We start from the raw sequence: 14,514 nt of genomic DNA, 5'->3' as shown, positions 1-14,514 counted from the left end.
AAAAGCCTTTAGAGAAAATCGTCTTCCCTAAGGGGGATGGGGGTGAGGGTTTCTGGCAGATAGAGCGGATGTTCTGGCCGGTGGCCCTTGCGGCTAAGCCTGAGGGCTGTGACCTCGTACCCCGCGCGCAGTAGGAGCAAAGCAACCTCAGGCCCACGGGCACGGAGTGCTTTGGCTTGTGGCGTGCCATAGGCCAGCACGATGCGCTCTGCATGGGCGGCCATCTCTAAAAGATAATGATTTGTTTCAGGCCCAATAGGGTCTGGGACTTCCAAAAGGCGTTTTTGGTCTGTGCAGCGATACGCAAAGCTATTGCCTACAAACATCCCGCCATAGCCCCATTTACGGCTATAACGCTGGCATTTTGCAACAGAGCGATCATCTCCATATTCTGTGGCGACAGAGGGGTTCATCATCACCCACATAATGAGAGGTTTTGTCTCATCCCACACACGGCGTAGGGTGTAACGGTAGCATTCCCCCGGCCCGTCATAACGGGCTGTGCTGGTGACATCATCCGCTAAACGCAGCGGTTTAGCCGTCCCGACATGATGCGTTGGTTTAGCCATAAATCATCTCCAGAGATGGGGAAGGCTTAAAAATGGGCCCCGGGGGGGACTGTTACACAAGGGGAGATGCCATGGAGGCGTCTGCACGCATCGACAGCCTGACTATGGGTAAGGTTTGTCAAACGGGCGCGGTAGAGTGTGCCGTGGTTGGTATGGGTCTGCATGATATGGATCATCGCTCCACCAGCAATAGGAGTGATGCGAGGGCGTAATTTTGTGGCTGTCATATGGGCCTGTTTTTGCCCTGCATAGCTACCAAGCTGGATGGCCCAATCATGGGTGGATTCCGCCATCATATCCGTAGCGCGTGTATGGCTTGTGGGGGCATCAGCTAGCGGGATGGAGCGGATGCGGAGCGTATTGGGCTCTGGTCGTGGTTCTGCGCGTTGAGGAGGGGGCGCGACAGGCTGTACAGGGGTGGGGGTAAAACCGCGCGAGGCCCAAGCGGAGCGTATATCTTGCGTCTCAGCTGTTTGGACGGCTTGTTCTGCCACCGGGGCTGCATCAGCAGGTAGAGAGTCCTCAGGGTTATAATGGCGGTTCATCCTAGCGGTGCGATCATGACGGGCTACGATGAGGTCATTTTGCGAGCGTTGACGTGGCCAAATCCCAACGATTTTAGGCGCAATGGCAGCAACGTAATTGCGTGTCTCGCGTGGGAGGGCACGATTTTGGCGGAGATAGTGATCCAAACTTCCGGGGCCATAATTATAGGCCGCTAAAAAGCCTGGGGAGCCATAAATATCATACATTTGGCGGAGATAAGCCGTGCCTGCCAAAATGTTATCATGCGGGTCGTAAGGGTCCGGGCCAAGATTATATTGGGCGCGGAGGTCATCATAAGAGGGGGGCATAATCTGCATTAGCCCCATTGCGCCGGGCGTAGAGGTAATAAAATTGCCAGAGCTATCGTAAAGATGGCCGCCTGATTCCTGGTGCATAACAGCACGAATCCACTCAGTGGGGATATCAAAACGGTTGGAGGCTTCCTCAATATAAGGCCCCCATGGGTCATCAGGGGGACCGGGAGGGGTGTAATGTGAGCGCGCATGAGCGCGGTAATCAGCTTGCTCCTCCATCACGGGCATGGTGGGTGTGGTTGGGCGGGTGGCACAAGCAGCCAGTAGGATGGGGAGAAATAAAGCAAAAAGGAAACGGCCTATAGGTGCAGGGGCAGGAGTGGCAGCAGTGCAGATCATGTGGACGTCCTATGCAAAGGCGAGAATGGGATTTCTTATTATCATGAAAAGTGTCGGAGGGAGAGAGGAAGGAACTTTTTGTAAATATTGTGTTAATTGATAAGGTAATCTGGTTTTTTTTGTGGTAAGTACATATAGTAACCGAGGATTACGAAAGATCGCGGTCTGGTTTGTATAGCTAAATTGTTTTATAGGGGCAGTAGCTATACCGTAAAGCGGTCTTTTTCTCCCTATCATAGGGGGGTGTGGTGGAACTAGGAATAGGGGTGCTGAGACATGTCTTATGCTGCGTTGGATGCAGGCCGTGTTGCGAAAGCAGCCGCGTTAGCATTGCAAACTTTAGCAGCGGAGGCTGAAGCGTCTGAGGTAACCCAACGAAAGACGATTCTGATAGAGCGGATTCACGCACTGGCTAAGGCAGCATCGGAAACAGTAAATCAAGGAACTGTGACGCTGACTTCAGAAGAGTTCTGGTTGATTTCTAGAAATTGGTAATCATCTGTTAAATAGATCCGGACTATAGATGAGCGAACGGTCAAAATATTTTGATGGATCTGATATGTTAAGGAGTGTGAAGTAATGAAGTGGTTTTTTGCAATTACAGAAGAGACACTCTCTAACGACCCAGATCATGGTTTTATTGATTGTATTCGCGTTGCTGTGCGTTCTGCGCGTGAGAATACAAACTTGATCCCGCATATGGTTTTTGATGGTAATGAATGTGACTTTACGCGGGAGATGCGGGCTGCTGGTGTGACGGTTATTTTCCACCGTCTGCATTTTTATGATCGCCTCCTTGATGCTCAGCGTCGCCTCAAGCCGGAATGGCCTAATTACATTCTCACCGCCGCTGGTGCTTTTATGCGCCTAGAGCTCCCTTTGCTTGAGACGGAAGATCAGTATGTCCTTTATACTGATTGTGATGTGATGTTTATGAAGGACCCTCAGGTTGAGTTTTGCAAACCTGAGATTTTTGCGGCTTGTGGCCAATTTGGTAAGCAAGATTATTACGCTGATATGAACTCAGGGGTCATGGTGATGAATCTTGAGCGTATGCGTAAAGATCTCCCCGCTATGGTGGACTTCCTGTGCGATAACTTGGATTATATTGCAGGGTACGATCAGGAATTATTGCGCATTTTCTATAATGCCCATTGGAGCCCGCTTTCCGCTCGGTTTAATTGGAAGCCCTATTGGGGCGTTGATGAGCGGGCAACAATTGTGCATTTCCACGCTGCCAAGCCTCCGGCGGCGCGTCATTTGTTGGACGACCCCGCCTATCGTGAACATGACCATGTCTTTCATGCATGGCGTCATTGGTTCTTCCAAAATCCTGCCGGGTATGGTTATTACGTCCCGCTTTGGGAGTCTCATTTGGAAAAAGCGAAGGCGGATTACAGCCTCGATATGGTTAATGAGTTTGATGCATTGCGGGTTGAGAACTAACCTTGCAGAGCAAAGAATGAGAGAGGGTCTGCCACATGGCAGGCCCTTTTTTTATGCTTACTCTTTAGGTTGAGGGATGAGTTTTTCGCTCAAAGGGGTGCGTGCATGGCGCTCTAGCCAGCGGCCTAATGGGCGTGCAATGGTAGGGCCAAGTGTTACGACAGCGATCATACGTGCCGTCTGCATGGCAATGATAAATGGCAAGGCAATGGGGATGTTCGCACTGATGACGATGATGGTATCAAGCCCGCCGGGGCTGGTGGCAAGATAGGCACTGAGCAGGTCAATCTTTGCAAAATAGGCAACGGGAAAGGCTAGTAAAGCACAGACGATAATCAGCGTAAGCGATGAGAGCAGAACTGCGGGGATGGAGCGTAACGCATAGCGCAATACTGGGGCGGTAAAACGTAAACCTATAGACCAACCGATGATAAGATAAGCGGGAATACGTAACCAAAACGGCGCGCTGATTTGTAAAATGCCAGCCAGTTGGAGCCCCGTGCCGATGAGGATGGTCAGCAAAAGGGCCAAAGCAGGCATCCGTAATTTAAGGCTGATGAGCGTACTAACAGCGATGAGGCCAAGGGTGGGGAGGAGGTCACCCTGCGTGAGAGGTGGGATTCCAATATCGTGATGCGTACGAACGACAATCCATGAAACAAGCGATGTGGCCACAGCAACCATGATGACGCGGAAATAGAGCATAAAAGCTGTTAGTCGCGCATCAGCCCCAAAAGAGCTGCATAACATCACCATGGTAGAGGCTGCCCCAGGGGAGGTGCCCCATAGGGCTGTTGTCCCTGGCATAACGCCAAACCATGCGAGGCCTGCACCGGTCGCAAAGCTGACTAAGATAACCGATAATACACTGAAGAGGACTAACGCCCAGTGTGAGAAGATGTGATGTAATACAGAGAGTGTAACGCTATTGACCACCACACAAGCAAGAATCGCTTGGGCCATTGTAAAGAACACAGGCTTTACAGTGACTGCACGGCCTTTGAGCGACATAATAATGCCCGCGATCATCGGCCCTAACATCATCCCCGCTGTGAGATGGAGCAGCAAAAAAAAGCCAGAGATGAGCGCAGAGAGGCCAACAAGCCCCGCCCATCTAAGGCAGTAAGATCTCCATGGGAAGGAAAAACGGATCACACGCTCAGCCTTTGCTTAGCGGTCAGAATCATCAGTATCGTCTGGCTGATGGGCGGGTTTTTTACGGAATGCGGCTAAACTGACAACTTCCGCGCCTTCGGTAGAGGCGGTGGATTGACCATCTGTTTTGGTGGAATGGTCCGACCTCTGCTCATGTGATGTGGGGCGGAAGTCATGCACCTCCGCTGGGGGGCCCATCTCACGATGAGGGATGAAGCGTAAGACGAGATGAATATGCGGGTCGGCAAAGGCCGTAATGGCAGCAAAGGGGATATGCAGCGTACTGGGCACGCCCCCAAAAGAAAGCCCTACAGAGAAAGAGCGCGCATCACGATCCACCGTGAGGTTTTGGAACTGATGTTGCAGCACGATGGTCATCTCCTCCGGGTAGCGTTCTTTCAACGCGGCGGGGATGACAACACCGGGAGATGTGGTGAGGAAGGTCATATAGAAATGATGCTCCCCCGGTAGGCCGTGTTCGCTAACATGCTCTAGGGCTTTGAGCATAACCTCGCGATGCGCTTCTTCAAGCCATGCGTCATAAGGGAGGAGACTGGCGGGAGGGGGTGGCTCGAACCCATCTGGGTCTTTGGTATCATCACTCATGGCGGGACCCTCACCTGTTTTATCAAAAGCCCTTTAGGTGTGCGACAGCTGTAACAAAATCGCAAGGGCTGAGCAGCATATTCTTTTCGGATTTACTAATATCTGGGGAAGAAAAGGTAAAAGGTGGGGGGCTTCTGTTGCCCGGTGCCCCCCGGACCGCGCTTATCGCTTATGCAGCAACAGCGAGCACCTCAGAGTTATCGTTGGCACTTGTAAAATTAGCCCGATAACGGCGGTACAATGCCGGGCAAAAAGTAGATCTTTACCATGCGTGTCGAGCCTGTTTCGTCCCCCTAAGCCAACCTAAAAGGTTGATGGTGGAGACGCCGGGCACTGCCCCCGGGTCCACAACACTTATTTCATCTACCGTTTATCGCCATAGCTAAGGCCGAAGCCTCCAGCAGGAGAAGATATACGCTCTCTTAACACCGATATCAAGGATAAGAGAGTAGCCTACTGGTTAGGCTTGCAGGAGGGGCAGTTGTAAGGCTACATCAAGGCTTCCGCTAAGTCAGGTGAGCAGGAGAGACATCATGGCCCTAACAGACGAGCAACAATCCGAAATTACGGCGTTGCGTGCCTCCCCGCATAAAACGGTTCGTCCTACCGTCCCTGCGATGGAGGAGATTTTGTTTGAGCCTTTCCCGTTGCTGGATCATGGGTTCATCCGGGTTGTGGATTATATGGGCGGTGATTCTGCCGTCGTGCAGGCTGCGCGTGTGTCTTATGGGAAGGGGACGCGTAAAACATCTGAGGATGCGGGGCTGATTCGTTATCTCATGCGGCATCGCCACTCCACACCTTTTGAGATGTGTGAGATTAAGTTCCATGTGAAACTCCCGCTCTTTGTCGCACGGCAGTGGATTCGCCACCGCATGGCTAGCGTGAATGAATATTCCGCGCGTTACTCTGTGTTGGATAAAGAGTTCTATCTCCCAGAGGCTGCTCATATTGCCGCGCAAAGTACGGTGAATCATCAAGGCCGTGGTGAGAGCTTAAGCGCGGAGACAGCACAACAGGTCCTCGCTATTCTCCAACGTGATGCGCTGCAATGTTATGGCGATTATGAAGAGATGCTGGACCCAGAAGGGATGGGTGTAGCGCGGGAGCTTGCTCGTATTAACCTCACCCTCAATACCTATACACAATGGTATTGGAAGATTGATTTGCATAATTTGATGCATTTTCTCGCCTTGCGGGCTGATTCCCACGCGCAATATGAGATTCGCGTTTATGCCCAAAAGATGATCGAGATTCTCAAGGCATGGGTGCCTCATACCGCTCAGGCGTTTGAGGAATATCGCCTGGGGGCTTATAGCTTCTCCGCTGGGATGTTGAAGGTCTTACGCCGCCGTCTTGCTGGTGAGGTCGTCACGCAGGAAAGCTCTGGCCTGACAAAGCGGGAATGGACAGAAATGCAAGCCGTGTTGGAAGGTTGAAGGAATCGTGCCTTCCTCCCCCGCCCCTTTTGATGATGAGGACCGCCCCACCGGGCCTGTGCAGGATTCTGAATCCTTGTTGGCAGAGGGGCGGCGTTTTCAATATGAGCAGGGGATTCCACCTCTTTTAGGTCGAGAGCCGCGCTTTTGGCCGTGGGCTTTATTAGCGGGTCTTTTAGTGGCTATTTCATTAGGGATAGAACTTTTCTGGCCCTTGCCGGGGCGGCACGGTCCCTTACCTTCATGCGAGCATGTTACAGTGGGGACGGCCTCCTGCCAGCGTGTCCCACAAACACCGCCTCATATGGCGCATTGAGGGCTATGATGCGCCCCTCTAGCCCCTAGCTTTTAGCGTCTAAGAGGCGACAACGCTTTTCCCACGGCTGCCGAGGACATCAAAGGCGCGTGTGAGGCGGGCGATGCAGTGTTCTTCTCCTGCGCGCATCCAGTTACGAATATCATATTCATGTTTGAGCGGCCGTCCCGTGTCAGGTGCCACTTGGTGGCGAAAAGCTTCTTTATGGGCATCAATATAGGTCGCAACACCTTGAGCATAGGCAAATTGCGTATCAGTATCGATATTGAGTTTAAAGACACCATAATCCACAGCGTGGCGGATATCCTGCTCATCCGAGCCTGACCCACCATGAAAAACGAGCGGGACCGGGTTAGGCTCGGTTTGGAATGTCGTAGCGATAAGAGCCTGTGAATCGCGCAAAATAGAGGGGCGGAGGCACACATTGCCGGGTTTATAGACGCCATGCACATTACCAAAAGAGGCCGCGATAGAGAGCATCCCTAAAGGGGAGAGGGCCTTCCATGCGGTGAGAACATCTTCCGGCTCTGTATAAAGCTCTGGGTTTTTTGCGGCATGATGGCCGGTAAGCTCTGTACCGATGCCATCTTCTTCCCCACCGGTGATGCCAAGCTCAATTTCCAACCCTATGCCGAGAGGGGTGAGTTTTTGCAAAAGCGTGGCGGCGGTGGCGATGTTCTGCTCCAATGGTTCCGTAGAGAGGTCTAGCATATGGGAGGAGAAAAGCGGCTGGCCTGTTTGCCCATAATGCTGACGATTTTCCTCAATCAGCCCTTCCAACCAGCCCAATAAAGGCCGGTTTGCATGGTCTGTATGGAGGATGACCGCTACACCATAATGGCGTGCTAGAAGATGAACATGTCGTGCTAAAGCAACAGCGCCAAGGATGTGAGCCTGTTGCTTATCCGGCAAGCCGCGCCCGGCATAAAATTGCGCCCCACCGGCAGAAATTTGGATGATGATGTCCGCACGATTCCGCCGTGCTGCCTCTAGGGCCATATTGGCCGTGGTCGAGCTACTAACATTCACCGCAGGGAGAGCATAACGGCCCAAACGGCAGCGTTGTATAAGGGCTTTATACGCTGCCCCAGTAACAACGCCGGGTGTGATGGGTGTTGTCGCAGAGGGGGGAGATATAGACGCAGACATCTAAGGATTCTTCATAGAGGAGGGCAAAAGCCGACGCTGACAAGCATAGCCTGTTTTGTTAGCAGGATATATAGTCTAGAAAAATAGGACTATAAAGGTCCATTGTAGCAGCATCGGCTTGCATAAAAAGGTGCTCATCGTGCTGAGTATCTGATAAGAGAGGCTATTATGACACAAGATACCCTTATGATGATTGAGACTGAAGATACCCCTAACCCTGCAACGTTGAAATTTCTGCCAGGTCGCGATGTGACGGGGACGCGTCCTTCGGTTGATTTTGCAGAGGCAGGCCTCGTAGCAGGTCGCTCCGCATTGGCTGATGCATTGTTTGGTATGGGGGATGTGAAACGCGTTTTTCTGGGACGTGACTTTGTCTCTGTTACAAAGGAGGATGCGGCGGATTGGTCTGCGTTACGTCCTCGTATTCTCGTTACTTTGACGGATTTCTTTAAAGAGGGGGAACCTGCTCTTACAGGGGAGATTGCCGCTCCAGAAGCGGATATTTCACCAGAAGATGCCGAGATTGTTGCTCAAGTGAAGGAGCTTTTGGATACACGGGTGCGCCCCGCCGTGGCCAGTGATGGGGGGGATATTGTCTTTCGTGGGTATCGCGAAGGGGTGGTGTATCTTAGTATGCAGGGGGCTTGCTCTGGCTGCCCGTCCTCTCGTGCGACATTGCGCCACGGGGTAGAGAATATGTTACGCCATTATGTGCCAGAGGTGACAGCGGTGGAACCGGTAGAGGAGTAAACGCTCATGACGACATCCTCCCCAGCAGGCGAGTCGCCTGACGAACAACGGCCAGAACAGCCTAAAAGCCCCCTCCTTGCGGAGGCGCTTTTTACCCATTGCCGCACGGCGGAGGGGTTCTCCACTAAGGCCGTGGGGGATGATGTGTTGCATCAGCTTTATGATCTGCTCAAACTCGGTCCAACCTCTGGTAATTGTTCTCCCGCACGTTTTGCGTTTCTACAAACCCAAGAGGCGCGCGAGGCGATTCGTCCCGCTTTGTCCCTTGGCAATGTAGAGCGTGCCATGGCCGCCCCCGTATTGGTGGTTGTGGGGTATGATCCTTTATTCTTCGAGCAGCTTAAAACACTCAACCCATTGCCGGGTCTGCGTGATTGGTTTGCCGCCGATGTAGGGTTGAGTGATGAGACGGCTTTTCGCAATGGGACGTTGCAAGGGGCGTATCTCATCATGGCTGCCCGTGCTTTAGGCTTGGCAGTGCGGCCAATGTCGGGTTTTGATGCCATGATGGTGGAGGAGCAATGCTTCCGTAAAAAAGGATGGCGGGCGAATTTTCTAGTCGCTTTGGGCTATCCTGATGAGGCTATAGAACCCCGCCCTCGCGCTCCTCGCTTACCGATGGATGAGGCCTGTTTGTGGTTATGAAGCCCGAGCGGTGCTTGGTTTTAAATGGGGCCGGGGCTGGTCGGGGCTTGAGTAATCTTATCGCTTTGTTGGAGGGCGGTACGGTTATCGCCCAGCAGAGCCTAGCAGGGCGTGGCGCATCAGAGCGTTTTGCCCCTACAGTGCAGGCCCTATTAGCACAAGCGGGTTGGTTTCACCCGCCTGATTTGCTTGCAGCGATTATCGGGCCGGGGTCTTTTACTGGTTTACGCGCCTCTCTCTCTTTAGCCGCCGGGCTGGTACGGGGCTGGTCATGTCAGGGTGTTGGGGTTCGTCTGGGTGATGCCATGCGAGCGAGTCTGCAACGGAAGGATGCAACGATTCTCTGCCTCGCACGGCGCGGACGTGTTTTTGTGGACCCTCCCGGTCATGCGGCTTATGCCTTGCCGGTAGAGGAGATATCCCCCGGCTTATGGTCCGCTATTGCTGGTGATGCTGTGTATGGGGAGGATGCGTTGCCGGAGCTAACAGGCGCGATGGGAGAGGCACGCTTAGGGGGTGAGAGTGAGCGGTTGCCATTAGCCGCCCCCACGGCGGAAGGTATTTTCCAAGCAGCGATTGAGGGCCTACAAACGCCGCAATTTTATGCGTTAGAGCCCCTTTATATCGACCCGCCCGAAGCACGGCCCCCTGCTGGTGGCCTTCGTCTAGCCCCGCGCTGATAGTGCGACAAAAAGACACTGTGTTGAATTATGCTGGCAAAGAGGAAGCGATCTTTACACTCACACAAGTAAGTGTGGAGGCCGCGCCCCTTTTATCAAGCTTACATCATGCTGCTTTTGCGGGGCATGAGCCTTGGACGCAAACAGCGTTTGAGCAGGTTTTAACAATGCCGGGTGTGGAAGCCTGGCTTGTTTGCATTAAGGCTTATCAAATAGCTGAGGAAGAGCCAGCAGAGGCATTACCGGTAGGTTTTATAGTGTGCCGCTTTGTGTTGGATGAAGGGGAGATTTTAAGCCTTGGCGTTCATCCTCATTGGCGGCGACGTGGGGTAGCACGACATTTGTTAGGACACCTCGTTCAAAGAGCGCACGATGAAGGAATAACTCTGTTCTTAGAAGTAAGGCGCGGGAATCATAAAGCGCGTCTTTTGTACGAACAGACAGGGTTTCAACAGGTAGCGATACGATCATGCTATTATGATGATGGTGAGGACGCTCGCCTTTTAAGGTTTTTACCCGATACAAAATAGTAATTTTCTGTAAGATGACTCGATAAATTCTTTGAGGGTTATAAGGTTTCTTTGTGTGTAGTTAATAAGAATTAAAGAACTATACGTCCTCCTTGCGTTAACAGCCATAAGTTGGAGAGTTTCCTATGTATCATAGGTGCATAGGGCGAATGTTTATTATATAAAAGCAGGGAATAGGAAATAATATATAGGTTAATAAATAATTAACAAATAGAAAGCGCAAAACATTCCCCGATAGAGTGTCGTGGTATGATATATAAGGGGAAATATAACATCTTTACAATGTAATTTTTATTGATGTTGAGAATTTTATAAACGGGTTAGCAGGTCTATGTTAGCAATAGGCTGTAACTATTAGGGAAAAGGAATTTTTCCTTGTTGTATTTTTCCTATAGTAAGGTATAAACGTGAATAAATTTCTTAGGAGTCAACTATTTATGTCGTCTGAGACAGAAATGCAGGATCTGCGCCAGCTTACAGCACAGATCATTACCGCTTATGTAAGTAGTCATGATGTCGCCTCTGAGGCATTGCCCGATCTTGTTCGGTCCGTTCATGGTGCATTAGCTAGTGCAGGGCTTCCGACTGAAGTAGAGCCAGAAAAACCTGTACCGGCAGTACCGCCGCGGAAGTCGGTATTCCCAGATTACATTATTTGTCTTGAGGATGGTAAAAAGCTGAAGTTACTGCGCCGCCATCTTAAAACAGCGTATAACATGACCCCTCAGGAATATCGGGAGCGGTGGGGTTTACCAGCGGAATACCCAATGGTTGCTCCAAATTATGCTAACCATCGTTCATCTTTGGCACGGCGTATTGGTTTAGGGCGTCGTCGTGATGAGAGCAGCAGCCAGTAAAAACTTACCGGGTTATTCCTGTAGGAAATTTAAGCTGGTTGAGAAATAAAAGGGGGGTGCCGGTCCCGGTTGTGATGTATGTTGGACAAACCGTATCATAATCGGGTAGATCATCAGTATGGTGATGAGCACAAAAAAGATGGGGCGTGAGACTGAAACGCCCGATGGCGTAGTGGGGGATTCCCCCATTGCGCGTCTTTGCGTCAAGCATGGCTTAAAAATGACAGGCCAGCGGCGCGTAATTGCGCGCGTTTTGTCGGAGGCGGAGGACCATCCTGATGTGGAGGAGCTGTACCGCCGTGCATCTGCATTAGATAGTCGCATCTCTGTAGCGACTGTGTATCGGACAGTACGCTTGTTAGAAGAGAAAGGGATTTTAGAGCGGCGGGATTTTGGTGGAGGCCGCGCGCGCTACGAGGCAAGTGAAAACGGGCACCATTACCATCTTATAGATGTTGATAGTGGTAATGTGATCGAATTTGAGAATGATGAGCTGGTAGGGTTGCTGGCAAGGATTGCCGCTGAGTTGGGTTTTGACCTTATGTCCCATCGCGCTGAGTTGTTTGGACGGCGCATTAATGGTGATAAAAAGGCATCTGCACCTTCCAATGTTACTCAGACCGGGCATAGGGGTAAGTAGTTTCGTATGACCGGAAAGAGTGTGCTTGATCGTGATATAGCTGTGGAAGCCATCTCTCCTGCTCGTGCAGTAGGGGGACGCGTTAGCGGTTTTGTCAGCAGTGAGAGAACGCGGCGACAGATGGATACGTTGGCGACGCTGGCGTTAAATCGTGATGGTGGCTTTCAGGAATTACGAGGCGGGAATTTAGGGGTTCGTTTAGCGACGAGTGAAGAGGAAATTCGCGCCGCACAAGCCTTACGTTACCGTGTTTTCTTTGAGGAAATGGGCGCACATCCCAGTGAACAAGCGTTAAAGACTCGCTTGGATGCCGATAAGTTTGATGAAATTGCTGATCATCTCCTTGTGGTCGATCACGCGCGGAGTGATCGTGCGCCGGCTGTTGTGGGGACGTATCGCTTATTGCGCTCTGATCTGCTCGGCCCGAAGGATCGGTTCTACACAGCAGATGAATACGATATTTCATGTTTGACGGACTTCCCAGGGCGTCTATTGGAGGTGGGACGCTCCTGTGTTGCGCGTGAATATCGTAGTCGGGCAGCGATGCAACTGCTGTGGCGCGGTATTGCGTCTTATATCTTCCTCCATCGGATTGATGTTCTTTTTGGCTGTGCCAGTTTGCCCGGTACCGCTCCAGAGAGCATGGATGAGGAATTAACATGGCTGTATCATAATCATCTGGCTCCCCCCGTATTACGGGTAAAGGCATTGCCAGAGCGTTACGTGACCATGTTACGGACGGACCCTACAACGTTGGATCGTCGTCGTTGTTTAAGCAAGCTTCCTCCCCTTATTAAGGGGTATTTACGCCTGGGTGGTTATGTCGGGGATGGTGCTGTTGTTGATGAGCAATTTAATACGACCGACGTTGCTATTTTGGTAAAGAGCGAGTTATTGGCTGATAAATATTATCGGCATTATGAGCGTCGTCTGCGGGACGCGTTAGATTAAGAGCAGTTAATAGGGGTTCCCCATCATGAGGATGAAGGCATTGTGTTCCCTACCGCAACAGGGAGGGTGGCGCGGTGCCCTATTTATGGTGGGGATGGGCTGTGTAGCGGCATTAGCTTTGCCGCCACTTTGTTTTATTCCTGCTCTTCCTGTGGCGTTAGGCTTATTTTATCGGGCTGTTTGTGTAGCCCCTACATGGCGGCGTGCTGCTTTGTGGGGCTTTTTATTTGGGATGGGGTTTCACACGGCAGGGTTATATTGGCTGACCAATGCCGTGTTGACGCGTGTGCATGAGTTTTGGTGGGTTGTGCCTTTTGCCGCCCCCGGCGTTGCGTTGTTGATTGCCCCTTTGATTATGGTTCCTGCTCTTTTATGTCGGTTGGTCCCTGAGGGGTGGCCGCGCATGTTGCTGTTTGCGGGGAGCTGGACATTGGCTGATATGGCCCGTGTATTCTATTTTTCTGGTTTCCCGTGGAATCCTTTAGGGAGCGTATTGGAGCTACCTGGTCGTGTGGGAGATGTGTTGATTCAGCCCGCCGCTCTAATAGGGGTAGATGGGCTTACATTTATGGTGGTGCTGGCGTCTTTGGCGTTATGGCAAGGGCGAGGGGCTGTCACGAGTGTTTGTGTTTGTGCGGGGTTATGGTGTGGGTGGGGGCTATGGCGGCTCGACCATAATATCGTACGAGCAGATCATTCTAATCCTGCCATTGTTATTGTGCAGGGCAATGTTGCTGAAGATGATGTGCTGGAGCGTGATGGGGCATACGCGCAATTCGAGTCGTATTTACAATTGACGACAAAAGGTGTGGCAGAGGCGCGGGCGATTTTGCCAGGACATAGGCCTGTTGTGGTATGGCCTGAGTCGGCATTCCCTGGTTTGTTAGATGAGGATGAGGAAGCGCGGCGTCTTATTGCTGTGGCAGCAGCAGGTGCCCCAGTTTTATTAGGGTCTGACCGACGTGCGGGAAAAGGGCGTTGGTATAATAGTTTGATAGCTCTGGCCGCCGATGGGCACATTGAGGCGATGTACGATAAAAGTCGTCTCGTTCCATTTGGTGAATATGAGCCATGGGTTCTACCATTTCATCTATTACCGGCAGTTATTGTGCCGGGACCAGGATTAAAAACATGGGACCTACCTCTTGTGGGGCGTGTCGGCCCTATGGTGTGCTATGAGATCGTATTTTCTGGCAGTGTTGTTGCACGCGGGCAGCGGCCAGATTGGTTATTAACGATCTCTAATGATGCTTGGTATGGTAATAGTGCCGGGCCACGGCAGCACCTTGCTACTGGAAGAATGAGGGCCGTAGAAGAAGGGCTACCTGTGGTATTTGTTAATAACCGTGGCATATCGGCTCTTTATGATGCAAGAGGCCGAGATGTAGGCCATACACGTTGGGGAAAAGAGCAATTATTGATCCGCCCTCTACCAGCGGCAGAGGGATGGACATTGTTCTCTATAATGGGGCGTTCAGTCCCTTATATGTTGGCTCTTATGGCGAGTATGGTCGCTATAGTGGAGCATTATAGACGAAAATGGGCAGAATAACGGTATTAACGAGCCTTCGACTCGGGGAAT

The 14,514-nt window shown here is 51.6% G+C and carries 17 protein-coding genes and 1 other RNA gene; 12 read left to right on the top strand and 6 right to left on the bottom strand.

All coding sequences use genetic code 11. The annotated features are described in order from the left end of the window. Positions 1–8: 8 nt before the first annotated feature. Together NQF64_RS08495 and NQF64_RS08490 are read right to left on the bottom strand one after the other, a co-directional pair. Positions 9–569: a DUF1643 domain-containing protein gene (locus NQF64_RS08495; protein ID WP_266107081.1), complete on the bottom strand. Its 561-nt coding sequence runs from the start codon at positions 567–569 to the stop codon at positions 9–11. A 26-nt stretch (positions 570–595) separates the two neighbouring features. Beyond that, a complete protein-coding gene (locus NQF64_RS08490) occupies positions 596–1,768 on the bottom strand; it encodes a transglycosylase SLT domain-containing protein (RefSeq protein ID WP_266107080.1) in 1,173 nt (390 codons plus the stop codon). Between the two features lie 276 nt (positions 1,769–2,044). Here NQF64_RS08490 and NQF64_RS08485 point away from each other — a divergent pair, with 276 nt between their 5' ends. Both NQF64_RS08485 and NQF64_RS08480 read left to right on the top strand, forming a co-directional pair. Beyond that, positions 2,045–2,263: a hypothetical protein gene (locus NQF64_RS08485; RefSeq protein ID WP_099027436.1), complete on the top strand. Its 219-nt coding sequence runs from the start codon at positions 2,045–2,047 to the stop codon at positions 2,261–2,263. An 84-nt stretch (positions 2,264–2,347) separates the two neighbouring features. Next, complete coding sequence (locus NQF64_RS08480; RefSeq protein ID WP_099027435.1) at positions 2,348–3,214, top strand: glycosyltransferase family protein; 867 nt, start codon at positions 2,348–2,350, stop codon at positions 3,212–3,214. Positions 3,215–3,271: 57 nt separating this feature from the next. Here the strand turns inward: NQF64_RS08480 and NQF64_RS08475 are convergent, their stop codons facing one another. The 3 genes from NQF64_RS08475 to ssrA all read right to left on the bottom strand — a co-directional run bounded on the left by NQF64_RS08475 (position 3,272) and on the right by ssrA (position 5,417). Continuing rightward, entirely contained in the window at positions 3,272–4,369 is a 1,098-nt protein-coding gene (locus NQF64_RS08475) for an AbrB family transcriptional regulator (protein WP_099027434.1), read from the bottom strand. 15 nt (positions 4,370–4,384) lie between these two features. Then, positions 4,385–4,975 carry an SspB family protein gene (locus tag NQF64_RS08470; protein WP_099027433.1) on the bottom strand — a complete coding sequence of 197 codons (591 nt, stop codon included), beginning with the start codon at positions 4,973–4,975 and terminating at the stop codon, positions 4,385–4,387. Between the two features lie 122 nt (positions 4,976–5,097). Further along, positions 5,098–5,417: a transfer-messenger RNA gene (gene ssrA / locus NQF64_RS08465) on the bottom strand. Positions 5,418–5,508: 91 nt separating this feature from the next. Between ssrA and thyX the strand changes: the two genes are divergently transcribed. Then, positions 5,509–6,414, top strand: coding sequence for an FAD-dependent thymidylate synthase (gene thyX / locus NQF64_RS08460; RefSeq protein ID WP_099027432.1), 906 nt, complete (start codon positions 5,509–5,511; stop codon positions 6,412–6,414). A 7-nt stretch (positions 6,415–6,421) separates the two neighbouring features. Then, positions 6,422–6,730 carry a hypothetical protein gene (locus NQF64_RS08455; RefSeq protein ID WP_155573877.1) on the top strand — a complete coding sequence of 103 codons (309 nt, stop codon included), beginning with the start codon at positions 6,422–6,424 and terminating at the stop codon, positions 6,728–6,730. A gap of 39 nt (positions 6,731–6,769) precedes the next feature. Here the strand turns inward: NQF64_RS08455 and fbaA are convergent, their stop codons facing one another. Next, positions 6,770–7,879, bottom strand: a complete 1,110-nt coding sequence (gene fbaA / locus NQF64_RS08450) for a class II fructose-bisphosphate aldolase (RefSeq protein WP_266107079.1) — start codon at positions 7,877–7,879, stop codon at positions 6,770–6,772. A gap of 186 nt (positions 7,880–8,065) precedes the next feature. Here fbaA and NQF64_RS08445 point away from each other — a divergent pair, with 186 nt between their 5' ends. The 8 genes from NQF64_RS08445 to lnt all read left to right on the top strand — a co-directional run bounded on the left by NQF64_RS08445 (position 8,066) and on the right by lnt (position 14,484). Further along, on the top strand, positions 8,066–8,629 hold the full coding sequence (locus NQF64_RS08445; RefSeq protein ID WP_266107116.1) for a NifU family protein: 564 nt from the start codon (positions 8,066–8,068) through the stop codon (positions 8,627–8,629). Positions 8,630–8,635: 6 nt separating this feature from the next. Then, on the top strand, positions 8,636–9,274 hold the full coding sequence (locus tag NQF64_RS08440; protein ID WP_099027429.1) for a malonic semialdehyde reductase: 639 nt from the start codon (positions 8,636–8,638) through the stop codon (positions 9,272–9,274). After that, positions 9,271–9,954 (top strand): tRNA (adenosine(37)-N6)-threonylcarbamoyltransferase complex dimerization subunit type 1 TsaB, encoded by a 684-nt coding sequence (gene tsaB / locus NQF64_RS08435; protein ID WP_266107115.1) that lies wholly within the window; start codon positions 9,271–9,273, stop codon positions 9,952–9,954. The genes NQF64_RS08440 and tsaB overlap by 4 nt, the downstream gene beginning before the upstream one ends. A 2-nt stretch (positions 9,955–9,956) precedes the next feature. Then, positions 9,957–10,484 (top strand): ribosomal protein S18-alanine N-acetyltransferase, encoded by a 528-nt coding sequence (rimI, locus tag NQF64_RS08430; protein ID WP_180794248.1) that lies wholly within the window; start codon positions 9,957–9,959, stop codon positions 10,482–10,484. A gap of 437 nt (positions 10,485–10,921) precedes the next feature. Beyond that, positions 10,922–11,341: a MucR family transcriptional regulator gene (locus tag NQF64_RS08425; protein WP_099027427.1), complete on the top strand. Its 420-nt coding sequence runs from the start codon at positions 10,922–10,924 to the stop codon at positions 11,339–11,341. A gap of 118 nt (positions 11,342–11,459) precedes the next feature. Beyond that, a complete protein-coding gene (locus NQF64_RS08420) occupies positions 11,460–11,981 on the top strand; it encodes a Fur family transcriptional regulator (RefSeq protein ID WP_099027426.1) in 522 nt (173 codons plus the stop codon). A gap of 120 nt (positions 11,982–12,101) precedes the next feature. After that, a complete protein-coding gene (locus NQF64_RS08415) occupies positions 12,102–12,932 on the top strand; it encodes a GNAT family N-acetyltransferase (protein WP_099027471.1) in 831 nt (276 codons plus the stop codon). A 25-nt stretch (positions 12,933–12,957) separates the two neighbouring features. Then, positions 12,958–14,484, top strand: a complete 1,527-nt coding sequence (lnt, locus tag NQF64_RS08410; protein ID WP_407651837.1) for an apolipoprotein N-acyltransferase — start codon at positions 12,958–12,960, stop codon at positions 14,482–14,484. Positions 14,485–14,514 lie beyond the last annotated feature (30 nt).

This window comes from Bombella saccharophila, assembly GCF_026385475.1.
Classification (GTDB): Bacteria; Pseudomonadota; Alphaproteobacteria; order Acetobacterales; family Acetobacteraceae; genus Bombella; species Bombella saccharophila.
This window is presented reverse-complemented; position numbering and strand designations above follow the sequence as displayed.